Raw genomic sequence first — 23276 nt, forward strand, 5'->3', positions numbered from 1 at the left:
GGGTCGGTTCTAGTCCCGGCCGGTGGAGTCGGACGACGACGAGGGATTCCGCCGACGACGCCGACGTCGCCTCGGGGTGCCGTCACCGCCGGTCGCGGCGTCGCCACCGGCCGGGCCGGAGTCGGAGGTCGCGACCGCATCGCCGGACCCGGAGGACCCGGACTGCCCGGATCGCGTGCGCCGACGGGGAGTGCCGGATCCGCGCCCGGATCCCCGGGCGTCGCGATCGGACTGACGACGACCGGAACCGGTCCCGGTCGCGGCCCCGATCCGGCCCCCCGCGCCCTCCGGGATACCGAGGTCGGTCCGGAGGTGAGGAGACGTCGAATAGGTCTCGGCGGGCTCGCCGTGGCCGAGGCCGAGCGCCTTGTCGATGAGGCCCCAGCGCGGGAGGTCGTCCCAGTCGACGAGCGTGACCGCGACCCCCTTCCGTCCGGCTCGTCCGGTACGACCGATCCGGTGGACGTAGGTCTTCTCGTCCTCGGGGCACTGGTAGTTGATGACGTGGGTGACGTCGTCGACGTCGATGCCGCGCGCCGCCACGTCGGTCGCCACGAGGACGTCGACGTCCCCGGACCTGAAGGCCGTCAGCGACTTCTCGCGCGCGCCCTGGCCCAGGTCTCCGTGGATCGCCCCCACCCGGAATCCCCGCTCGGCCAGGTCGTCGGCCACCTTCTGTGCCGTGCGCTTGGTGCGACAGAAGATCATCGTGGCGCCGCGTCCCTCGGCCTGCAGGATTCGCGAGACCACCTCGGGCTTGTCCATGGAGTGCGCGCGATAGACGAACTGGGTGGTGTTCTCGTGCGTGGCGCCGGAGTCGGCCGCCTCCGCCCGGATGTGCGTGGGCTTGGTGAGGAACGTGCGGGCCAGGGTGATGATCGGTCCCGGCATGGTGGCCGAGAAGAGCATGGTCTGACGCTGGTCGGGCACCATCCGGAGCAGTTTCTCGATGTCCGGCAGGAAGCCCAGGTCGAGCATCTCGTCGGCTTCGTCGAGGACGAGCACCTCGACCTTGCCGAGCACCAGCTTCGACTGGTTGGCGAGGTCGAGCAGTCGCCCGGGGGTCCCCACCACCACGTCGACGCCCTTCTCGAGAGCGTCGGTCTGCTGCTCATAGGGGGTGCCACCGTAGATGGACAGCACCTTGAGCGGGCGGGTCCCCGACCGGCCCGGGGCGGTGAGCCCGGTGGCGGCGATCTTGAGGTCCTGGGTGACCTGGACGCACAACTCGCGGGTGGGCACGATGACCAGGGCTCGTGGCGTGCCGTCGAGTTCCCGGGTCACCTCGCCCGTGGAGATGCGGTGCAGGAGCGGTACGCCGAACCCGTAGGTCTTGCCCATCCCCGTGCGGGCCTGGCCGATCAGGTCGGAACCGGCGAGAGCCAGCGGCAGGGTCAGTTCCTGGATGGCGAAGGTGTGGGTGATGCCTCGCTCACCGAGCGCGGTGACGATCTCGGGACGGACCCCGAGTTCGGCGAAGCTGGGGGAAGAATCGGAGGACGGGGCGTCGACGACGGCCGTCGTCGTGGCCATGCCGTCGATTTCGCTGGTGGTCACATCGGTGGTGGACAGGGCGGTGCCTTTCTCGTCTCGCGCGCGGATGGTCGGGCCGTGTCGTAGAGAGGGCCTCGGCGAGCGGGGCGCGCACACATTTCCACGTGGATCCTCGGTGCGGGGCCCGGACTACGGGCCGGGCGCGGGTGTGATCCACGTGCACCCACCCTATCCCGTGGCGCCCCGGTGCACAGGGTCCGGGCTAGCCTGGGTCCCACGCAACACCGACGATGGCGTGACAGGCGCCGACGATGAGAAGGGCAGTAACCGTGGAGGTCAAGATCGGCATCGCCGACAGCAATCGCGAGCTCGTGTTCAAGACCGGCATGAAGCCGGAGGACGTGCACGCCCGCGTCGAGGCCGCTCTCACCGCGGAGAGCAAGGCGGTCCTGGAGCTGGACGACGAGAAGGGCCGTCGCTATCTCGTGTCGACCGACAGGGTCGCCTACGTCGAGATCGGCGAATCGGCGCGCCGCCCGGTGGGATTCCTCTCCTAGGAGTCGTGGGCGCGGGAATCCTGCGGGTGGGCGTCGTTGGCGGAACGATCCCCGCCCTGGCGGGGGATCTTCGACAGTCCACCCCAGCACAGGGTGACCGTCGTGGAGACGGCGTCGGCGCGGGAGATCGGTCGGCCCGCGTCGAGCCAGTGCCCGGCACTCACCCGACTCGCCCCCACCAGGCCCACCGCGAGCAGTCGCGACCGGTGCGCGTCGAGCCCGGAATCGCCCCGAACCAGGTCGTGTACGGCGTCGATGCAGCCGTCGGTGGCGCGGTCGAGTTCGCGCCGGACGTCCTCGTCGCCGGACTCGGAGGCGAACACCAGGCGGAAACCCTTGGTATCGGAATCGGCGTACGCGAAGAACGTGTCCACGGCGGCCTCGACACGGCGCCGGTTGTCGGAGGTCGAGTCGAGCGCCGCCCGGATGCGGCCGAGCAGCTCGTCCACGTGGTGACGCAGGACCTCGATGTACAGGTCCCGCTTGGAGTCGAAGTGCTGGTAGAGCACAGGCTTGGAGACGCCGGCGAGGACGGCGATGTCGTCCATCCCCGAGGAGTGGAAGCCCTGGTCGACGAAGACGGCCCCCGCGGCGTCGAGGAGCTGCCGGCGTCGGGCGCCGCGGGGCAGCCGGGTGGCCCTGGCGCGCCCCGGAGCCGTCGGAAACGGTCCGCCCGGGCTTGTCATCGTCTGGCTCCTGTCCTCCCGGACGTCGGGTCGACGGTCGACCGGGCCTGACGCACAATACCCGTACCCGCGGAGTGCCGGAGAAGGCGACCACCTCGGGATGTGGAATCGTGGAGACCATCACTCGGGCCCGACGCGGGCCTGACCGGAGCGGACGTGGAGGCGCGGATGAGCGACGGCCGTCGCCGGATGTCGAACGATGTCGACGCCGAGCCCACCGCTCGGGGTGGCGTTCCGGGCCAGCGCGGGCACAGTACTCCGTACTACCCTCCGCACGGTGAGCCGCTGCGCGCTCCCTGGGATCCCGAGGCGGAGAGAACCCCCGGGCGTCGCCGTTCGGTCCCCGGCGCCAGAGACCATCTGCGCAAACAGAGCCCTGTCGGCCGGTTCTTCACCACGTGGGGGTGGCGCGCGTACGCGATCCCGGTTCTGGTGGTGCTCACCGCGCTCGTGATCGCCGACTCCGTGACGGGTGCCGGTCCGGACGACGGCGACGGCGTGGGGGAGACGGCGGAGACTCCCGCGCTGATGGGGGAGCCGCCGCGGGGACAGGTGCCCCCGAGCGGGGAGCTGCCGGACGGGGGGCCGTTCGAGGAGGCCGGCGAGGGCGTGTTCCGGGTGGTGCCCGGGGGCACGGACCGCGTGGGGCGTCCCGAGGCCGAGCAGTTCACCTACACCGTCGAGGTCGAGGAGGGCATCGACACGACGGATTTCGGAGGCGACGACTCGGTGGCCCGGATGGTGGACGCGACGTTGGCCAACCCCAAGAGCTGGACGGCGGACGGGGCGGTGGCGTTCCAGCGCACGTCCGGTGACGAGCCCGCGTTCCGGGTGAGCCTGGCCAGTCCCCGCACCGTCCGTGAGAACTGCGGTTACGAGATCGAGCTCGAGACCAGCTGCTACAACCCGTCCACCGACAGGGTCTACCTCAATCTCGCCCGGTGGATCCGCGGCGCGCGGTCCTTCCAGGGCGACATCGGTTCCTACCGGCAGTACCTCGTCAACCACGAGGTCGGCCACGCCATCGGCTACCCGGACCACGAACCGTGCCCCGCGGACGGGGCGCTCGCGCCGATCATGATGCAACAGACCCTCGGGGTCGCCAACCACGAGATCTTCGTCCTCGACAACGAGGGCGTGGTCCCGGACAACGACGACACCTGCCTCTACAACGCGTGGCCGTACCCCGACGGCCCGCCGGTGAACCGGTGACCCCCGTGGCCGGTGACGGCACCGGAGCGCTCCCGCCCCTCGTGCCCCCGGTGCCCTCTCTGACGGCGGAGGAGCGCGCCCGCTATTCCCGGCATCTTCTGTTGGAGGCCGTCGGTGACGAGGGGCAGCGTCGTCTGCGTGCCGCGTCGGTGTTCGTGGTGGGGGCGGGAGGCCTCGGCGCGCCGGTCCTGATGTACCTCGCCGCGGCGGGCGTCGGGCGCATCACCGTGATCGACGACGACGAGATCGACCAGGGCAACCTGCACCGGCAGGTGATCCACTCCGTGCCGGCGATCGGCCGACCCAAGGTCGAGTCCGCCCGGGAGAGACTGGCCGAGCTGGCGCCCGGAGTGAGGGTGGAGGCCGTCCACGCCCGACTCGACGCGCTGAACATCGATGCTCTGCTCGAGGGCCACCATCTGGTGGTCGACGGCAGCGACAACTTCTCGACGCGCTACCTCGTCTCGGATGCCTGCGAGATCGCCGGGATCCCGGTCGTCTGGGGGACGATCGACCGCTTCCGGGCCCAACTCGCCGTCTTCTGGTCCCGTCCGCCCACGCCCGCGGACCCCGTCACCCTCCGGGACCTCTACCCGGCCCCGCCGCCGCCCGGCTCGGTCCCGAGCTGCGCCGAGGCCGGGGTTGTGGGTGCGCTGTGCGGCACGGTGGGATCGATGATGGCGATGGAGGCGGTCAAGCTGATCACAGGGTCCGGCAGGCCGCTGCTCGGCCGACTCGTGTTGATGGACCTGCTCGAGACCACACACCGGACCGTGACGATCCGACCGGACCCGTCCCGCACCCCGGTGACGTGTCTGCCGGACGGGGGAGTCGAGAGCTGTGAGGTCAGGTCGCCGGACGCGCAGGTCGTGCCCACCGTGTCGGCGACCGCCCTGGCCGCCGAACTGGCGGGGGCGGGGTCATCCGGGGCTGTCGCACCCGTCCTGGTCGACGTCCGTGGTGCGGGGGAGCGATCGATCGCGGCGATCGATCCCTCGGTGTGGGTACCGCTGGACACGGTCGCCGAGGTGGCCTCGGACCCGACCGGGGCCCTCGGGCGGGCCGCGGCCCGGGGGCCGCTCGTCGTGTACTGCAAGTCGGGTGTGCGCTCCGCCCGCGCGGCGGCGACGTTGACCGGGGCGGGTTTCGCGGGCGTGCGGTCGCTGGAGGGCGGGATCGAGGCCTGGACCCGCGATGTCGACCCGTCCCTGCCCGGGTACTGAACCGGGGGTGAGTACGGTGAACGACGTGAACGACGTGACCGTCCCCGACCACGTCCGCGGCGCCTTCGGCGTGGTGGCCGGCCCTGCCGTCCCCGTGGTGGCCGGGTCCGGGACGGGGTGGCTCGTCACCGCGTCGGGACTCCCTGTGGTCTTGCGGCCGGTCGCCGACACGGCCCTGGCCAACTGGTCGGCGCGCGTGCGGGAGGAACTCGACGTCACCGGGCTGCGCGTGGCTCAGCCGGTGCGGTCGACGGACGGCAGGCACGTGGTGAGCGGCTGGCGGGCCGACCGGGCGGTCACGGGACGCCCCGAGGCCAGAGCAGACGAGTCCATCGCCTGGTCGGCGCGGATCAACGCGGCGCTCAGCGGAGTCGATCGGCCACGGCCGTCTCCTCGTCCGGCCACCCGGCCGTGGACGGAGTCCGACCTGTTCGCCATCGCCGAGGCGGCGGCGTGGGACGGCGACCCGGAGCGCGATCTCGGCCCCGGCATGGAGGACAGGGGAACTCCCTTCGCCACCCACCGTGCGGCCGCGCTGCTCGGCGCGACCGGGCTGATCCGACTCCGCCGGCCGGTCGACCCGGCGTCCGACTCCGGGGTGGTGCACGGTGACCTCGCACGGGGACTGCTGTTCGACTCGTCGGAGGAGCCCGCCCTGACGGACGTCGTGCCGTACGCCCGCCCGGCCTCGTGGTCGGCGGCGGTCGTCGCGATCGACCACCTCTCCTGGGGGACCGTCGACGCCGGGGTGCTCCCGCGATGGCGCCACCTCGACGACTGGCCGCAGATGGTGCTTCGGGCGGCGGTCTTCAGGCTGGCGGTGCACGCGCTACACCCGGGATCCCGCCCCGCCGCGATGGACGGACTGCAGGCCATGGCCCGGACCGTCGAGGAGTACATCGGCGACCCGGACGCATGAACCGTCGCTCCCCGCGAGCAGCCACCCCCACCGGCACGCTCGCCTTTCCCGTGGTGGCCCTGCTCGGCGTCGTCCTGGTCTCGCTCAATCTCCGTACCGCCGTCACGTCCCTGAGCCCGCTGTTGGGGTCATCGACGCCGAGATCGGTCTCGGTGCCGGGGGCATGGGACTGCTCGGGATGGTGCCCACGGCCATGTTCGCCCTCTGGGGTGTCCTCACCCCCGTCGTGCTCCGGCGGACGGGTCTGGAGGTGCTGACCGTCCTGGCGATGACGGCGGCCGCGGCCGGCCAGATCCTTCGGGCCTTCGCCCACGACCCATGGGTGATGGGAGCGGGATCCCTCGTCGCGCTCGCCGGGATGGGTATCGGCAACGTGGTGGCTCCGCCGCTGGTCAAGAAGTACTTTCCCCGGCACGTGGCGGCCGTGAGCATGGCGTACATCACCGGCCTCCAACTGGGAACGGTGGTGCCCGCCCTGGTCGCCGTTCCCGTCGACGAGCTCGCCGGGTGGCGGGTGTCCATAGGCTGGTGGGCGGTTCTCGCGATCGTCGCGGCGGTGCCCTGGATCATCGAGATCCTGCGGGGTAGGTCGGGCCCCGACCGATCCGCCACCGCCGGATCCACCTCAGCCGGGTCCGCGCCGGCCAGACCCTCACGGGCCACCACGGTCGTCGGCGGGTCGGGCCCGGCACGGCGGGTCCGGCCCTGGCGCTCGCCCGTGGGGGTGGCCCTCGCGTTGTTCTTCGGAACCAACTCACTGTGCACCTACGCCTTCTTCACGTGGCTCCCGGCCGTGGCCGAGTCGATCGGGATGACCCGGGCCGAGGGAGGACTCGCTCTGGCGGTCTACTCGGCCATCGGCCTGATCGCCGCCCTGGTCGTGCCCTGGGCGGCGGGGCGCTTCGCCGATCCCTACCCGGTCGTCCTCGTCTCCGTGGTCTGCTACCTGGCCGGTTTCGCCGGACTGCTCTGGGCGCCCGGCGCCGCCCCGTGGCTGTGGATCTGCCTGCTCGGGGTGGGGCCCAGTACGTTCCCGCTCTGCCTGACACTCATCAACCTCCGCACGCGGACGCAGGCCGGTTCCGCCGCCCTCTCCGGGTTCTCGCAGGGGGTCGGGTACACGGCGGCGAGCCTCGGCCCCGTCGTCTTCGGCCTCCTGCTGTCCGGTCCGGGTCTCGGCGGGGGACTGGCGTTCCTCACGGTGGTGCTCGCGGTGATGTGCGTGGTCGGCCGGATCGCGTGTCGACCCCGGATGCTCGAGGACACGCTGCGCTGACGCCGGCGGTCCGGGGCCACCGATCCGGTGGCCGCGGGCCTGTCGGAGGAGTGTGGTCTCATCGAGCCGTGACAGAGCCCGCAGTACCGACCGTCGCAGTACCGCCCGCCGTAGCACCGCATCCGGCCCGCGCGGGGCAGGCCCCGCCAGCCAGGGAGTGGCCGACCGCCCTCGGCGGGCTGATCGGACGGGACTGGGGTGCCGGCCCGGCGGATGGTCAGGACCGGTGGGTCGTGCGTGGCGGGCCCGGGAGCGGGAAGACCTCACTCCTGGTGGACGTGGTGCGCGCCGCGGTGACGGGCGGGGTGGGTATGGACGGTGTCCTGGTCCTCACGGGCTCCGCCACCGCCGGGGCCGCCGTGCTGGAGGAGATCACCCGCGGACTCCCGTCGGAGGTCGTCGTGGGAACGGACGCCCCCGTCCGCACCGTCCACTCCCTCGCCCATGCCGTGGTCCGGCTGGCCGCCGCTCGGGTCGACGCCCCGACCCCGCGGCTCCGGACGGGCGCGGAGCACGACGCGTTGATCCGCGAGACGTTGCTCGGAGAGGTGGCGGATGGCGCCCCGCACTGGCCCGAACAGCTCCGTCCCGCGCTGTCGGCCGTGGGGTTCGCGCGGGAGATCCGTGACCTGCTGCTGCGCGCTCTCGAGCGGGGGATCGGCCCCCGGGAACTCGCCCGCCTGGGACGGTCGGCGGACAGGCCCGCGTGGGTGGCCGCCGCCGGGTTCTTCCGCAGGCACGAGGAGCAGATGGCCCTGCGCTCGGGCCTACGGGGTGGGGAGTCGGACGTGCCCGAGGCGCTCAACGCCGCCGAACTCGTGGGGGCGGCGCTGGACGCGTTGACAGCGGACCCGCAGCTCAGGGAGATATTCCGGTCCCGTCGGCTGGTGGTGGTGGACGACGCGCACCACCTCGACCCGCTCGCCGCCGAGTTCGTGGCCGCCGTCGGTGGGGGCGCGGACGTCATGGTGGTGGTGGAGGACGGGGACCAGTCGGTGTTCCGTTTCCGGGGGGCGGACGGCGGTCTCGCCCGCGCTGTCGCGGACCAGGGCGGCCGTGAGGTGGATCTCCACGCGGGGCACCGGATGGACCCCGCGGTCGCGGCGGTGGCGGGACGGATCGGCTCCCGGCTGCCCGGCGCCGCCCGCCACCGACCGCGTGAGAGGCCGGTCGGACCGGGCCCGGGTGCGGTAGGTGCGCCGGCTGTGGTCGAACCGGTGGCGCCGGGGGGATCGGTGACGGTCACCGTCGCCCGGTCGGCCGCTGCGGAGGCCGCCGTCGTCGCGGACTTCCTGCGCAGGCGACACGTGCTGGACGGCGTCGACTACGGGGAGATGGCGGTCGTCAGCAGATCGCTTCCCCGGGTCGTCGACACCCTGCTCCCGGCACTCGACGCGGCCGGCGTCCCCGTGGTCGACGCGGGCGCCGAGCTGCCCCCGGCGCACGATCCCGTGGTGGCGGCGCTCCTCCTGCTGGTGAGGTCAGCGCTGCGGGGGGCCGACGGGACGGATGCCGAGCAGACCCTCGCGCTGCTGTCCGGACCCATCGGGCGCGCCGACGCCGTGGCGATGCGCCGGCTGCGGCGCGGCATACGCCGCTCCGGGATCGGCGGTTCCGCTCCGAGCGCGGAGACTCTCCGCGCACTCGTCCTGGCCGAGGGCGACCCGGCGCCGTCCGGGCTCACCGCGGTCGAACTCGCGCCGGTCACCCGCATCCGTCACGCCCGGACCGCCGTGGTGGAGTCGCTACGGGCAGGGGGCACGGTCGAGGAGGTGCTCTGGGAGGCGTGGTCCGCCTCGCGGATGGAGCGGCGGCTCGTCCGGCAGGCCGTAGCCGCGGATGCGTGGTCCCGCTCCGCAGACCGGTCTCTCGACGCGGTGGTCTCCCTGTTCGATCACGCGGCGGACTACGTCGACCGCGTCCCAGGGGGCTCCGTCGCCCTCTTCTGCGATGTGGTGTCGAGGGAGGACCTCCCCGCCCCCCGGCGGGCGGACACCCGCGCACGTGGTGGGGCCGTGACCCTGTTGTCCGCCCACGCCGCGGTGGGGAGGCAGTGGAGATCGGTGGCGGTGTGCGGGGTCCAGGACGGGGTGTGGCCCGCGCCCCGTCGTCGGTCGGGGCTGCTCGGGGTCGACGAACTCGTCGACCTCACGGAGGTGGCGGGCGACGGGCCCCTGCCGTCCGAGGCCGAACGGGCCGCGTCGTCGGCGTCGGCACGGTCGGCCGAGGAGAGACGCCTGTTCTACGTGGCCTGCTCGCGTGCGCGGAGCCACCTGCTCGTCACCGCCGTCGAATCCCCCGAGCAGGGTGACGCCGCCCCGTCACGGTTCGTCGACGAGATCTCGGACCTCGCCACGACCCGGGCGGACCCGGGTGGGACCGGGTCTCATGGCCCGGGTGGCGCCGCGGCGGCCGCGAGCGGTCACGCCCCGACGGTGTTCACCGTCCAGCACCTCGCCGTCGACCTCCGGGCCGCACTGCTCGATCCGTCCACCGACCCGGCGGACGCCGCCCACGCCGCGGGACTCCTGGCCGGGATGCGCGACGCGGGGGTCGCCGAGGCGGACCCCGGCACCTGGTACGGCTCGCGCGGACCGTCCACCGCCGCCCCGGCCTTCCCGGTGGGCCCGGGGCAGCCGTCGGCCGTGCTCTCCCCGTCTGGATTCGGTGCTCTCGAGGAGTGTCCACTCCGCTGGTTCCTGCAGAGGGTCAGGGGTGAGTCGTCCGATCCGGGGTCCGAGGCCGCCCTAATCCGCGGTTCGGTCGTGCACGCGCTCACGCAGGCGGTCGAGGGGGGGATCGGGGAGGACGCGCTGCGGGCGGCCGTGTCCCGGCGGGCCGAGTCGCTCACGCGAGCCCGCGGGTGGTTCGCCGAGCGGGGCGCGGAGTCGATGGTCGGGATGGCGGAGTCGTTCCGGCAGTGGCGACGGGGCACCCGTGACGAGTTCACGACCGCGGCAGTGGAGGAGGCCTTCGACCTGGACGTCCGGGGCGGGGTCCGGATACGGGGGCGTATCGACAGACTCGAGACCACCCGCGCCGGTGAGGTGGTCGCCGTGGACATCAAGACCTCCCCGGGAGCCGTCTCGAAGGCAGTGGCGGCGGCGCACCCCCAGCTCGCGCTGTACCAACTGGCGGTGGCCGGCGGCGCCGTCGCCTCCGTCGCGGGTCGCGAGCCGGGAGGCGGGCTCCTCCTGTACCTCGGGGGCCGGGAGGGCCGCCTGCCCACGGAACGGGTCCAGGACCCGCTCGGCCGCGAGGCCGCAGAGGCGTTGACCGACCGCGTGGTCGACGCCGGTCGTGCGACGGTGGGGCCGTCCTACACGGCCCGCGTGGGTCCGTGGTGTGACCACTGTGGAGTCCGGTCCAGCTGCCCCGCGCAACCGGAGGGCCGGCAGGTGATCGAGTGACCTCCTCGATGGGACCCGACGACATCGCCGACGCACTCGGCGTCCACCGGCCCACCCCGGAGCAGGCGGCCGTGATCGCCGGCCCCGCCGAACCCACCCTCGTGCTGGCGGGCGCTGGGGCGGGCAAGACCGAGACCATGGCGGCGCGCGTGGTGTGGCTGGTCGCCAACGGTCATGCGCGCCCGTCGGAGATCCTGGGGCTCACCTTCACCCGCAAGGCGGCCCAGCAGTTGTCCAGGAGGATCCGGCGGCGGCTCGAGGCACTGGCGGGAAGCGCGCTCTGCGCGGGCCCGGGGGCGGACCCCAGGATCGCGGAGTCGATCCGCACCGAGGATCCCCAGATCTCGACCTATCACGCGTTCGCGGGCACTCTTCTCGGGTCCTACGGCCTGCTGGTGCCGGTCGAACCGGATTCGCGGCTGCTCACACCGACCGCGGCGTTCCACCTCGCCCACGACGTGGTCTCACGCTGGGAGTCCCCGCTGGCGACGCGGTCCTCCGCTGCCCAGGTCACCCGCGACGTCCTGGCACTGGCGGGGCAACTGTCCGAGCACCTCGTCACGACCGACGACCTGCGGACCCACCCCGATCTGATCACGACGCTGGTCGCCACACTGCCCGGCGGGCCCGGCCAGCGCGAGACCCCCACCAAGTGGCTCGACGAGGCCGCCACCGTCCAGGGGCACCGTGAAGAACTGGCGGATCTTGTCGACGCGGTCGCCGCTCGGATGCGGGCGGAGTCCGCCATGGACCACGCCTCGCAGATGGCGCTCGCCGCCACGGTGGCCCGCGACCACCCGCAGGTCGGTGAGGCCGAGCGTCGGGCGTTCCGGGTGGTGCTCCTCGATGAGTACCAGGACACCGGCCACTCCCAGCGGGTCCTGCTGAGCTCGTTGTTCGGCGGCGGCGCCGGTCCGGTGCCCGCGGTCACCGCGGTGGGGGACCCGATGCAGTCCATCTACGGGTGGAGAGGGGCATCGGCTTCCAACCTCGACCGCTTCCGCGACGACTTCCCCCGGCCCGCAGGTCAGCGGTCCCACCTGCTCGAGCTGACCACCTCGTGGCGGAACCCCCCGGAGGTGCTCTCCCTGGCCAACCGGATCACCCAGCCGCTGCGGGACCGCCCTGGCACCGTGCCGGTCCCGCAGCTGCGAGCGCGTCCCGGCGCCGAACCCGCCGACCTGCAGGTGGCGGTGCTGGACACCGCGGACGCCGAGCGGGAGTGGCTGGCCGACGAGGTGTCCCGCCGGTACCGCGCGGCGGAGGCGGCCGGTCGTGTCCCCACCGCCGCCGTGCTCGTCCGACGCAACGGCGACTCCGGGCCCATCGCCGAGGCGCTGGAGAACCGTGGACTGCCGGTGGAGGTCGTCGGGCTGGGGGGACTGCTGGACGTCCCCGAGATCGCGGACGTGGTCTCACTGCTCACGGTGGTCGCCCGTCCCGGCGCCGGTGCGCCCCTGATGCGGCTGCTCACAGGGCCCAGGTTCGCCCTGGGGGCCGCCGATCTGGCCGCGCTGGCCAGACGGGCGTCCGCGCTCTCACTCCGGCGCCCGGCCGAGGCCGGAGGAGCACTGTCCTCCGTCCGCGAACTCGAGGACGCACTGGACGCCATCGCCCGCGGCGAGGAGACCGATGCCGCGGGACTCGCGGACGCGCTGGCCGACCCGGGCCCCGAGGGCGACTACAGCCCAGACGGCCTGGCCCGCATCACCGGGCTCTCGCGGATCATCGCCGGGCTTCGAGCGCGGTCATCCGCTCCCCCTGCCAGACTCGTCGCCGCCGCGGAACAGGCGCTGGGTCTGGACGCCGAGGTGCGCCTCCGGGAGCGCACCGGCGGGGGAGAGGCACGAGAGCAGCTCGATGAGCTGCAGGAGGTGGCCGCGGGATTCGGGGCCGACCGCGGTCAGGGTCTGGACGCCTTCCTGGCACACCTCGATCTGGCACGCACGGTGGACGGCGGGCTCGCACGGGGCGAGGTCGCCTCCGTTCCGGGACGGGTACAGATCCTCACCGTGCACTCGGCCAAGGGGTTGGAATGGGAGATCGTCGCCGTGCCCCACCTGTCCGTCGGGATATTCCCCTCCGACCGCGCGCCCCAGACCTCGGTTCGAGCGGCCACCCACCTGCCCGAGTACCTCCGCGGGGACCGCGAGGGCGAGGACAACCCCGGAGGCGTGCCGGTGCCCCGGTTCGACGGAATCGGGGACCGCAAACGACTGGAGGCCACGCTCAAGGCCCACATCGACCGCGTCAAGAAGCGGTCGCTCGACGAGGACCGACGCCTGTTCTACGTGGCCGTCACCCGGGCGGAACACTCCCTCCTGCTCTCGGCCTCCCACTGGCACGGCAGTGGCTCCACACCCCGTGGCCCGTCGGAGTTCCTCGACGAGGTCCTCGAGTTCTGCCGGGGACCCGAATCCCTCGGGATGGTGGACCCCCTCGTCGTCACGCCGTCGGCCACCAACCCGGCCACCGCGACGGTGGTCGAGGCCACCTGGCCACGTGCGTCGGTGAACGATCGCAGGACGGCGGCGGACGCGGTGTCGCAGGCCCGTCCCGTGGATCCCGAGGTCGACCCGGCTCCCGACCACGGACCCGCCCGGCTCTGGCACCTCACTGCGGCGCCGCTGCTCGCGGATGCGCGCCGGGCCGCCGACCAGCGCGACAGAGTGGTCCTACCGCGCCGGTTGACGGCGGGGGAGGTCGTGGCCATGGCGACCGATCCGGATGCGTACGCCGACCGGCTGCGCCGACCGGTGCCGTTCCGGCCCGACCGTTTCGCCCGCCGGGGAACGCGGTTCCACCAGTGGGTGGAGCACCGATTCGGAGCCACCCACCTGCTCGACATCGACGACCTCCCCGGAGCAGGGGACCACGGGGCGGTCGACGGCGTGTCGGAGGCGGACCTCGCGGCGCTGAAGAGGGCGTTCGAGGCGTCGAGGTGGTCACGGCTGACCCCCGAGGCAGTGGAGGTGCCCTTCGAGGTGGGCCTCGGGGGTCACCTGCTGCGCGGCCGGATGGACGCGGTGTTCGCGGACGGGGACGAGTGGATCGTCGTGGACTGGAAAACCGGGCGGGTGCCGGGTCCGGGAGAGATGCCGGCCGTCTCGCTCCAGTTGGCGGTCTACCGTTACGCCTGGGCCAGGATCGTCTCGGCCAGGCTCGGTCGACCGGTCGAGCTCGACAGGGTCCGGGCCGCCTTCCACTACGTCCGCGTCGGGAGGACCGTTGAACCGGACGCTCTGCCCGATGCGGAGGAACTGCGGCAACTGCTGTCCACCGGCCCCGGGAGAGGGCGGTTGTTGTCCGACAGGGGCCGATAGGCCACGATGGTCCGGGTGACCCCGATGAACGACGGTGGTCTCGTCCCGGAACGGAGCTGCTGATGGTGAGGAAGCGCCCACTCGCGTCCCGTTCCCGCAGCAGCGACCCACTGGACGAGAGCCCCGACCACATCCTCGTGGGCGTGGTGAGCATCCCCGCCAATGCCGAGAGCCCGTGGCGACTGATCGGCAAGCGCGTGCTGATGGCCGTGCTCACGCTGACGTTGGCGGCACTCGTGGTGTACTTCGATCAGGAGGGGTACGAGGGCGGCGGAGGCGCCGACGGCAGGATCACGGTCGTCGACGCCTTCTACTACGCCACGGTCTCCCTCTCGACAACGGGCTACGGAGACATTTCCCCGATCACCCAGCAGGCGCGGCTGCTCAACGCCATCCTGATCACGCCGCTGCGCGTGCTCTTCCTGATCCTGCTCGTCGGTACCACCCTGTCGGTGCTCACCGAGCAGTCCCGTCAGGCCCTCAGGATCCAGCGCTGGAGGAACCTCGTGCGTAACCACACCGTCGTCGTCGGCTACGGAACCAAGGGCAGGTCCGCCGTCGCGGCGATGCTCGCCGACGACACCGCTCCCGACGACATCGTCGTCGTCGACACCGACCCCCAGGCGCTCAAGTCGGCGGCCGCGCGCGGTCTGGTCACGGTCCAGGGCTCGGCCACCCGGTCGGACGTCCTCAAGCTCGCGGGCGTGACGCGCGCCGCGTCCGTGGTGGTGGCGACCAACTCCGATGACACGGCGGTGCTGGTCACGCTGACCGCCAGAGAGCTCGCACCCAACGCGAAGATCGTCGCCACCGTCCGCGAGTCCGACAACAAGCATCTGCTGAAACAGTCCGGTGCCGACTCCGTGGTGGTCTCCGCCGAGACGGCTGGCCGGCTGCTCGGACTGGCGACCATCACCCCGACCGTCGTGGGGATGATGGAGGACCTGCTGACGCCGGACGAGGGTTTCTCCATCGCCGAACGACGGGTCGAGGAGTCCGAGGTCGGCGGGTCTCCGCGACACCTCGCCGAACTCGTCCTGGGGGTCGTCCGCAAGGGCCAGTTGATCAAGGTCAACGAACCGCAGGCCGATGCGCTGGAGACCGGCGACCGCCTGCTCTACATCAGGATGGTCGCAAGCTGATTCCGGCACCGGGGCGGTCGGCCCGGGTGACCCGGGCCGGCGGGAAGGTCTCCGGATACGCTGACCGCCTCCCATGATCCGCGAGAAGGAACCCGACCATGCCGCTGGACTTCAGCCTCGACTCCGACCCCGTCCTGTCCGTCGCCGCCCCCGACCGGGCCGCGCACCTGCGCCAGGACGCCGACGGTCTGGCGCGGGGGTGGGCCACCGCGCGGGTGGTGCGGATCGACCGCCGTGATCGGTTCGCCACCGATCCCGTGGCGGGTGGCCGTCGACGCCTCCGGCTGGAGCCCGCGATGGACCACGCGGACCGGATGCCCGAGACCGCGGTGTTCCTCGGGCTCACGGAGGAGGGTCGCCACCTCTGGGCGATGCCGGAGGATGAGCTCCCCGACGATCCGTCGGTGACGACCCTCCGGTCGTCCGGAGCGGACCTCGTGGACGGAGACGGGGCGCTGGCATCACAGGCCCTCGCGCTGCTCGGGTGGCACCGGGACACCGTGCGGGGCCGGGGACCGCAGCACCATCCGCGCCGAGTGGACGCGGGCTGGGCGATCGAGGACCCCTTCCACGGCGGGCCCGAGTACCCCCGCACGGACCCGGCCGTGATCTGCCTGGTCCACGACGGGGGCCGTCGGGTACTCCTCGCCCGCCAGCCGGTCTGGCCGACGGGGATGTACTCCCACGTCGCGGGATTCGTGGAGGCGGGGGAGTCGCTGGAGGGATGCGTGGTTCGCGAGGTGCAGGAAGAGGTCGGCGTGGCCGTGGACCGCGTCCGCTACCTCGGCAGTCAACCCTGGCCGTTCCCGCGCTCGCTGATGGTGGGATTCCACGCCATCGGCGACCCGGACGCGCCGATCGTCCTCGAGGACGAGGAGATCAGCGAGGCCGCCTGGTTCGACGTCGACGACGTCCGCGCAGCGCTCGACGGCCGGGGCACGCTGAGGGTGGCGCCGCCGGTGTCGATCGCCCACGTGATGCTCCGGTCGTGGGCGGCGGCGGTGGACGGCGGGTGAGGTGCCCGGCGGGTCAGGCGCCCGCGAGCTCGGCGAGCTTGGCCCTGACCTGAGAGGCCGGGGGGTTGGTGGCGGTGGTGCCGTCCGAGTACAGGGCGGTGGGGACGACGCGGTTGCCCCCGTTGACGCTCTCCACGAACGCCGCGGCGTCGGGGTCGGCGTCGACGTCGATCTCGACGTACCCGATCGCCTTCTCGTCCAGCAGCTTCTTGAGTCGGGTGCAGAAGGGGCACCAGGAGGTGGTGTAGAGGGTCAGGGCCTCCGCGCCGCCGGCCGTGAGATCGCTGTCGTTCCTCGGTTCGCTCATGACGGGGTTCAACGTCCGACGACGGTGGAATCTTCCCGGGGCAGGCCCGAGGCGCCGGTGTCGGGGCAGGATGCCACCATGGGGGCGTGGAAGACGTGCGACGTGACAGGGAGTCGGCCCTCGACGGACTGGACCCCCAGCAGCGGCGGGCCGTCCTGGCCCCCCGCGGCCCCGTCTGCATCCTCGCCGGCGCGGGCACCGGCAAGACGCGCACCATCACCCGCCGCATCGCCCACCTGGTGACCACCGGTCACGTGCGGGGGGACCAGGTCCTCGCCGTCACCTTCACCGCCCGTGCGGCGGGCGAACTACGCATGCGGCTCGCCGGACTGGGCGTCGCGGAGGCCGGGACGGGCCCGGTCCAGGCGAGGACCTTCCACTCGGCGGCGCTGCGCAATCTGTCCTACTTCTGGCCCCGGGTCTACGGAGAGGAGCCCTGGCAGCTGCTCGACGGGCAGTTCCGGGCGGTCGCCCAGGCCGTCCGCCGGGTGGGGCTGGATCCCTCGACGGAGACGATCCGGGACGTCCTCACCGAGATCGGCTGGGCCAAGTCCAGTCTGCTCACCCCCGACACGTACGCCGAGCGTGCGATCGCGCTCGGGCGTGACCTCCCGGCCCCCGCCCCGGAGGTGGCGCGGGTGTTCCGCGCCTACGAGGACCTCAAGGTCTCGGGCCCGGTCCGCATGCTCGATTTCGACGACCTGCTGGGGCACATGGCGGACCTCGTGGAGGAGGTCCCGGCGATCGCCGAGGAGTTCCGGGACCGCTACCGGTGCTTCGTGGTGGACGAGTTCCAGGACGTCACCCCCGCCCAGCAGCGCCTGCTATCGGCCTGGCTGGGCCGACGCGACGACCTCACCGTGGTGGGTGACGTCAACCAGACCATCTACTCCTTTGCCGGCGCGGACCCGGACTACCTGCTCGGGTTCGAAGAGCGCTACCCGGAGGCGACCGTCGTGCGGCTGGAGTCGGACTACCGGTCCACGCCGCAGGTCGTCGAGCTCGCCAACGCCGTGATCGGGTCCGGCTCGGGGCGTTTCCGGGCGGCCGGGCTCACTCTCCGGGGGATGCGACCGCCAGGGCCCGAGCCCGTGCTCACCGAGTACGCGGACGAGGACGCGGAGGCCGAGGCCGTGGCGGGGGCGATCGCCGACCTGGTCCACGGTGGACTCGACCCCGCGGAGATCGCGGTGCTCTACCGGGTCAACGCGCAGTCGGAGCGCATCGAGGCCGCGCTGGACGAGGTGGGGATCGGCTACCGGCTCAAGGGGGGCGAGGGATTCTTCGACCGGACGGTGGTCAGGCGTGCGATGGCGGCGATCGACAGACTGGTCGACGGCTCGGACGAGTCGGCGGCCGGGGAGTACTCCGCGCTCACCGATCCCTCCGACGTCGTCCGCGTGATCCGGGCGGCCCTGGAGCCGTTGGGTCTCACGGCGGCCGAGCCGTCGGGCGCCCAGGCCAGGGAGAAGTGGGAGTCCCTCACCGCGCTGATGGGACTGGTGGAGGAGATCGCCACCACGGGGGACCACCCCGGGCTCCTGCCGGTGGTCGCCGGGTTGCGGGCCCGCGCGGCCGCGCGGCACGCACCGGACGAGCGCGGGGTCACCCTGGCCTCGTTACACGCCGCCAAGGGACTCGAGTGGGATGCGGTCTTCCTCCTCGGGGTGCACGAGGGCGGTCTGCCCATCAGCCACGCCGTCAAGGCCGGGCCGGACGCCATCGAGGAGGAGAGGCGGTTGTTGTACGTGGGTGTCACCCGGGCGCGGGAACACCTGTCCGTCTCGTGGAGTCGCAGCCGTCGGGCCGGAGGCCGCGCCACCCGCCGCCCCAGTCGGTTCCTCGACCCGGTGCGCCCGGCACCGGCGCCCGCCGGCGCCCGTCAGGTGACCGACTCGGCGGACAAGGGGCGCTGTCGTGGTTGCGGGGAGCGGCTCACCGGGTCGATGCACCGGGCGCTGGGATCGTGTCCGGACTGCTCGGTCGAGGTCGACACCGGGTTGTTCGAGCGGCTACGGGACTGGCGTAGGGAGACCTCGGAACGCATCGGCAAACCGGCGTACACGGTGTTCACCAACGACACGCTCGTGCAGATCGCTCGCGAGCGCCCCGCGGACACCAGATCGTTGGGGCGCATCGGCGGGATCGGGGCCCACAAACTCGGCGAGTACGGCGACGAGGTCCTGCGTCTGGTGCGGGAGGGCTGAACCGGGACGATCCGGTGCGGGTCACTCCTCGTCGGGGAAGATCTCCGGCATCCAGCGGTGGACGATCTCCCGGTAGGGCGCGGTGGCCTCGAGTTGGCACAGCATGCCGACCGACGCCGAGAGCACGCGATGGATCAGGACGTAGTCGCGGGGCAGTGTGAACGACCGCGAGGTCCGGAACTCCCGGCCGGAGACGTCCCCGTAGACGGCCATGATCCCCTGCAACCACTTGCGGTCGAAGTGGAACTCGGCAGTGCGCATCGGTTCGATGAAGGGGTCGAGGAAGGACATCGCGTCCTCGGGCTCCACGCCGCCCCTTCCCACGTACCCTGACCGCGCCATCAAGGCGACCAACTCGTCTGCCTCCCCGGCCAGAGCGAGCCGCATCATCGAGGTGAGGGCCGCGGGCATGCCCTCCGGCAGGGGCAACGACGCACCGAAGTCCAACACCACCATCCGCCCGTCGTCGGCGAGAAGGAAGTTGCCGGGGTGCGGATCCCCGTGCATCATCCGGGCGCGGGTGGGGGAGCAGAACTGGAACTCCGTCAGCAGCTCTCCGGCACGGTCGCGCTCGTCCTGCGTGCCGCTCGCGGCGATCCGGCCGAGCGTGCGCCCCTCCGCCCACTCGGTGACCAGGACCTTCGGGGCGGACGCGAGGACGGCGGGCACGCGGATCAGCGGATCGTCGCGGAACGCGGCGGCGAACACCCGCTGCGTGTCGGCCTCACCCCGGTAGTCGAGTTCGGCCACGGCGCTGTCGTACAACTCGTCGATGACCCCCTTGACGTCGGTGCCTGGGGTGAGGGGTCGCAGGAGTGGGGCGAGCCGTCGGAGTTGACGCAGATCAGATCGCAACGCCTCGTCGGCCCCGGGGTACTGCACCTTGACCGCCACCTCCCGGCCGTCCGACCAGACCGCGCGGTGGACCTGACCGATCGAGGCCGCGGCGGCCGCGGAGGTGTTGAACTCCGCGAACCGCTCCCGCCACCGCAGTCCGAGCTGGGTGTCGAGGACCCTCTCCACCTCCGCGGGGGGAAGTGGTGGCGCCTCCGCCTGGAGCTTGGTGAGCGCCTCGCGGAACGGCCCGGCGTACTTGTCGGGCATCCCGGCCTCGAACACACTGAGGGCCTGTCCCACCTTCATGGCCCCGCCCTTGAGCTCTCCGAGAACGGCGAAGACCTGGTCTGCCGCCTGGTCGGCGAGCTCCTCGGTCAACACACCATCGCTTCTGCCCAGGGCACGACGCCCCAGGGACCCCGCGGCTCGTCCGGCGATTCCCAGGGGCAGGCCTGCGAGGCGAGCTGCTCGGCGGGATGAGGTACGGGGGAGTTCGGGCACGCTTCCAATCATGACAGAGGATGCCCCTGTGTCGCCGCGCCGCAGGTGCAGCGCTCGGAGGCCGGCCACTCGAATCTCCTCCACAGCCCTTCTGCAGGGTTGATCTCGACGGATGCGCCGACGGTCTGGAGGGGGTGGTCCTCTACGCGACTGGCGGCGACCTCGGCCAGGACGAGTGCGGCGGCCGCGGTGAGCGCGGGCACACCGGCAGCGGGGGACCGGCCCACGAGCTGCGCGGCCACGTACGGCCACCGCGGATCGCGCCCGGCACGGAACAGGTCGACGCAGCGTAGACACGGGGTGAGTCCGGGGATGACGGTGGGGCCCACCACCACTCGTCCGTCACGGGTGTGCACGTGGAGATGGGACTGGCCGGTCCGGGTGAGCGCGGAGACCACCACCGGATCCGCCGCCACGGAGCCGGTGAGGACCACCAGGTCCGGTACCGGACCGCGCCGGTGCCAGGGCGGGCGGTCGGGGTCGAAGGCCAGACCGGGGTCGGAGCTGGTCGTGACCCGGCAACCGTTGACCGACAGCGGTCCGCGCAGTACTTCCGATACCTGTCCCCTGCCGAGGATGTGGATCTGCCGGACGGCGGGCGGCCGCGGGGCCGGCACCGGCTCGGGGGTGGCGGTGTGCGGGCCGAGGAACCGGACGTGGCCGAGTTCGGCCAGGCGGACGAGGATCCCCGCGACCGCGGGGAGATCTGCGGCGTCGACCCCCGCCCGGGAGGCGGCGTCGTCGAGGTCGGACCCGCCTTCGAGCTCGAGGAGCAGTGCCGCCAGACCCCGGGGTCCGCACGACCCGGGGGCGGCCACCACGACCGCGCGGTCCGGTGCGAGTCCCACCTGCACCGAGTCGTGGTCCCTCACCACCACGACGGTCCCGGCCCGCAGGACGGCCCGGACGGGATCCCGCGGGGTGGGTCTTATCGCGGTGTGGGGTGGACGCACTCCGGAGGGGGTCGCTGATGACACGAGCACATCGTGGCACGCACGTGGTCGTCGCGGGGACGCTCGTCGGCGGCCTGTCCACAGCCCGGTGCACCTGGTGCGACCTGTGGAGAACAGAGAGGTCGCCCGTCGTCTAGCGTGGTCGGCGTGTCACCCACGCCCCAGCCGGAATCCGACGTCGATCAGGGTTCGGTACCCGCTGACGGGCTGCCCACCAGCCCTGATGACCCCAGGATCGAGGTGCGGCGGTCGCGTCGTCGCACGAGGACGGTCTCCGCGCGAGTGGAGGACGGGGCCGTGGTGGTGCTCATGCCGGCCGGGCTGCCCCGGGCCGAGGAACGTCGGCTCGTCGCCGACATGCTGTCGCGACTGCGTCGTTCCGCCAGGCGGTCGGGGGCCAGGGCGTCCGACGAGGACCTGATGCGACGTGCGACCTCGCTGTCGGACAGGTGGATGGACGGACGCGCGCGACCTGGGTCGATCCGGTGGGTGCCCGCGATGACCACCCGGTGGGCCTCGTGCTCCCCCGCGTCGGGGGAGATCAGGGTCAGCGAGGCGCTGCGGGAGGTCCCCGCGTACGTGCTGGACTACGTCGTCGTGCACGAACTCGCCCATCTCGTGGTGCCCGGCGGACACACCCCGGATTTCTGGGAGGTGGTGCGACGCTATCCGCGGACCGAGCGTGCCATGGGCTTTCTGGAGGCCCACTCCAGGACTCTCGCGCCGGGGTCCGGCGGAGCCGCGGATGGCGGCGAGGCGGTGGGGGACCTCGTGCAGGACGACGGCCCCTGACCTCAGACGGGCCGGCGGCTCAGGAGTCCCGCGCCGGTCCGTTCGCGTCGCCGCCGGATCCCGTGCCGGGACCGCCCCCGGACTCGCGGAGGAACTTCTCGATCTCGTCGACCCCGGACTGGTCCCCGGTGGTCTCGTCGAGCAGCCGGTCGATCACCGCGGCCGGGTTCTCGAGGTCCTCGCCCACGGGGAGCAGGTCCGGGTGGCTCCACAGGCCGTCCCGGCGGTCCGTGCCCACCGCCTCGGAGACCCGGCGCCACAGCTCCGAGGCCTCCCGGGCCTTGCGTGGGCGCAGTTCGAGACCGACGAGACCGGCGAAGGCCTGCTCCGCCGCCCCACCGGTGGCGCGACGGCGTAACCACATCTCGCGTAGCTTGTCGGCGCTGGGCAGGCGATCGCCGACCGCGGCGGTGACGACCGCGTCGACCCAGCCCTCGACCAGGGCGAGCAGCGTCTCGAGACGGCCGAGCGCCGCCTCGTTGACATTGGTGACCTTGGGCCCGATGGCACCGGCCCCGCCGGACAGCAGCTCCTGGAGCTTGGCGGGGTCCTGGAGGATGGACGGGTCGAGACCGGAGGCGAGGTCGTCCAGTCCCGAGGTGTCGACCCGGATACCGCGGGCGTACTCCTCGACGGTGGCCAGGACCCTCGCCCGGAGCCAGGGTGCGCCCGCGAACAACCGGATGTGGGCGGCCTCCCGCGCGGCCAGGAACACCAGGACCTCCTGGCGTGGGAGGTCGAGTTCCTCCGCGAACGCGTCGATCGCGGTCGGGCACAGGGCGCTCACACCGTCGTCCGCGAACGGCAGGCCCACCTCAGAGGAGAACAGCACGGCGGGGGCGAGCTTGCCCAGTCCCTGACCGAGTTGCATCCCGAAGCCCATGCCGCCCATCTGGTCGAGCATCCCCAGTAGTGGTCCGGCGAGTTGGCGCGCCTCCTCCGGCATCGCCCCCTTGGTGGCCGAGTTCATCTGTTCGGCGACCGGGGTGCAGATCTTCTCCCAGGTGGGCAGGGACTGTTCGACCCACTGCTGGGGCGTCCACACCTCGGTCCGGTGGACGCCGGAGGGGAACACGGTGGTCTCGTCCAGCCACAGCTCCGCGAGGCGGATCGACTCCTGCGCGGCGGTCCGGGAGGCCTCGGACACGACCGGGGTGCGTCCGAGGGCCTGCAGGGCCACGGTGCGCGCGAGCTGGTAATTGACCGGGCCCGTGGAGCCGGGTCCGGTCATCGCCGATCCCATGGAGCCGAGCATCTGACCGAACTGGGAGAGCATCTGACCGAACTGGCCGAACTGGGAGGGGTCGAAACCGCCGGGGCCGCCCGGGTCGCGGCTCCGGTCGTCGTCGCGACCGTCGTCATCGGAAGCGGAGAAACCGAAGGGCTGGTTCATGCCACAACGGTACAGCCCCTCGGGTGCG

General features: G+C 72.5%; 17 protein-coding genes. 11 read left to right on the forward strand and 6 right to left on the reverse strand.

The features are described 5' to 3' along the window. Positions 1-9: 9 nt before the first annotated feature. Positions 10-1533, reverse strand: coding sequence for a DEAD/DEAH box helicase (locus tag CT688_RS04685; protein ID WP_107758004.1), 1524 nt, complete (start codon positions 1531-1533; stop codon positions 10-12). A gap of 290 nt (positions 1534-1823) precedes the next feature. On the opposite strand from CT688_RS04685, the gene CT688_RS04690 reads away from it, so the two are divergent. After that, a complete protein-coding gene (locus CT688_RS04690; RefSeq protein ID WP_107755955.1) occupies positions 1824-2051 on the forward strand; it encodes a DUF3107 domain-containing protein in 228 nt (75 codons plus the stop codon). Here the strand turns inward: CT688_RS04690 and CT688_RS04695 are convergent. Continuing rightward, on the reverse strand, positions 2048-2737 hold the full coding sequence (locus CT688_RS04695; protein WP_107755956.1) for a TetR/AcrR family transcriptional regulator: 690 nt from the start codon (positions 2735-2737) through the stop codon (positions 2048-2050). The genes CT688_RS04690 and CT688_RS04695 overlap by 4 nt on opposite strands. A 168-nt stretch (positions 2738-2905) precedes the next feature. Between CT688_RS04695 and CT688_RS04700 the strand changes: the two genes are divergently transcribed. The 8 genes from CT688_RS04700 (at position 2906) to nudC (ending at position 16258) form a co-directional block, all read left to right on the forward strand. Continuing rightward, complete coding sequence (locus CT688_RS04700) at positions 2906-3949, forward strand: DUF3152 domain-containing protein (RefSeq protein ID WP_194305441.1); 1044 nt, start codon at positions 2906-2908, stop codon at positions 3947-3949. Then, positions 3946-5172 carry a ThiF family adenylyltransferase gene (locus CT688_RS04705; protein WP_231750496.1) on the forward strand — a complete coding sequence of 409 codons (1227 nt, stop codon included), beginning with the start codon at positions 3946-3948 and terminating at the stop codon, positions 5170-5172. Before CT688_RS04700 ends, CT688_RS04705 begins: the two co-directional genes overlap by 4 nt. A gap of 25 nt (positions 5173-5197) precedes the next feature. After that, positions 5198-6091: a TIGR02569 family protein gene (locus tag CT688_RS04710; RefSeq protein WP_231750497.1), complete on the forward strand. Its 894-nt coding sequence runs from the start codon at positions 5198-5200 to the stop codon at positions 6089-6091. Between the two features lie 163 nt (positions 6092-6254). Then, positions 6255-7367, forward strand: a complete 1113-nt coding sequence (locus CT688_RS04715) for an MFS transporter (RefSeq protein ID WP_234414848.1) — start codon at positions 6255-6257, stop codon at positions 7365-7367. Positions 7368-7600: 233 nt separating this feature from the next. After that, positions 7601-10777: a UrvD/REP family ATP-dependent DNA helicase gene (locus tag CT688_RS04720; RefSeq protein WP_231750498.1), complete on the forward strand. Its 3177-nt coding sequence runs from the start codon at positions 7601-7603 to the stop codon at positions 10775-10777. Beyond that, positions 10774-14100: an ATP-dependent DNA helicase gene (locus CT688_RS04725; protein ID WP_107755960.1), complete on the forward strand. Its 3327-nt coding sequence runs from the start codon at positions 10774-10776 to the stop codon at positions 14098-14100. Before CT688_RS04720 ends, CT688_RS04725 begins: the two co-directional genes overlap by 4 nt. A 62-nt stretch (positions 14101-14162) precedes the next feature. Continuing rightward, positions 14163-15242 carry a TrkA family potassium uptake protein gene (locus CT688_RS04730; RefSeq protein ID WP_107755961.1) on the forward strand — a complete coding sequence of 360 codons (1080 nt, stop codon included), beginning with the start codon at positions 14163-14165 and terminating at the stop codon, positions 15240-15242. 98 nt (positions 15243-15340) lie between these two features. Next, entirely contained in the window at positions 15341-16258 is a 918-nt protein-coding gene (nudC, locus tag CT688_RS04735) for an NAD(+) diphosphatase (protein ID WP_107755962.1), read from the forward strand. Between the two features lie 13 nt (positions 16259-16271). Here nudC and CT688_RS04740 read toward each other — a convergent pair whose 3' ends face one another. Next, on the reverse strand, positions 16272-16565 hold the full coding sequence (locus tag CT688_RS04740) for a mycoredoxin (RefSeq protein ID WP_107755963.1): 294 nt from the start codon (positions 16563-16565) through the stop codon (positions 16272-16274). Between the two features lie 86 nt (positions 16566-16651). Between CT688_RS04740 and CT688_RS04745 the strand changes: the two genes are divergently transcribed. Continuing rightward, a complete protein-coding gene (locus CT688_RS04745) occupies positions 16652-18772 on the forward strand; it encodes an ATP-dependent DNA helicase UvrD2 (RefSeq protein WP_107755964.1) in 2121 nt (706 codons plus the stop codon). Positions 18773-18793: 21 nt separating this feature from the next. Here CT688_RS04745 and CT688_RS04750 read toward each other — a convergent pair whose 3' ends face one another. Both CT688_RS04750 and CT688_RS04755 read right to left on the reverse strand, forming a co-directional pair. Then, positions 18794-20110: an AarF/ABC1/UbiB kinase family protein gene (locus CT688_RS04750; RefSeq protein WP_107755965.1), complete on the reverse strand. Its 1317-nt coding sequence runs from the start codon at positions 20108-20110 to the stop codon at positions 18794-18796. 8 nt (positions 20111-20118) lie between these two features. After that, complete coding sequence (locus tag CT688_RS04755; RefSeq protein WP_231750499.1) at positions 20119-21087, reverse strand: hypothetical protein; 969 nt, start codon at positions 21085-21087, stop codon at positions 20119-20121. Between the two features lie 123 nt (positions 21088-21210). On the opposite strand from CT688_RS04755, the gene CT688_RS04760 reads away from it, so the two are divergent. After that, on the forward strand, positions 21211-21855 hold the full coding sequence (locus CT688_RS04760; protein WP_231750500.1) for a M48 family metallopeptidase: 645 nt from the start codon (positions 21211-21213) through the stop codon (positions 21853-21855). A gap of 19 nt (positions 21856-21874) precedes the next feature. Here the strand turns inward: CT688_RS04760 and CT688_RS04765 are convergent, their stop codons facing one another. Then, positions 21875-23248, reverse strand: a complete 1374-nt coding sequence (locus tag CT688_RS04765; protein ID WP_107755967.1) for a zinc-dependent metalloprotease — start codon at positions 23246-23248, stop codon at positions 21875-21877. Between the last annotated feature and the right edge of the window lie 28 nt (positions 23249-23276).

This window comes from Dietzia sp. JS16-p6b (genome assembly GCF_003052165.1).
Classification (GTDB): domain Bacteria; phylum Actinomycetota; class Actinomycetes; order Mycobacteriales; family Mycobacteriaceae; genus Dietzia.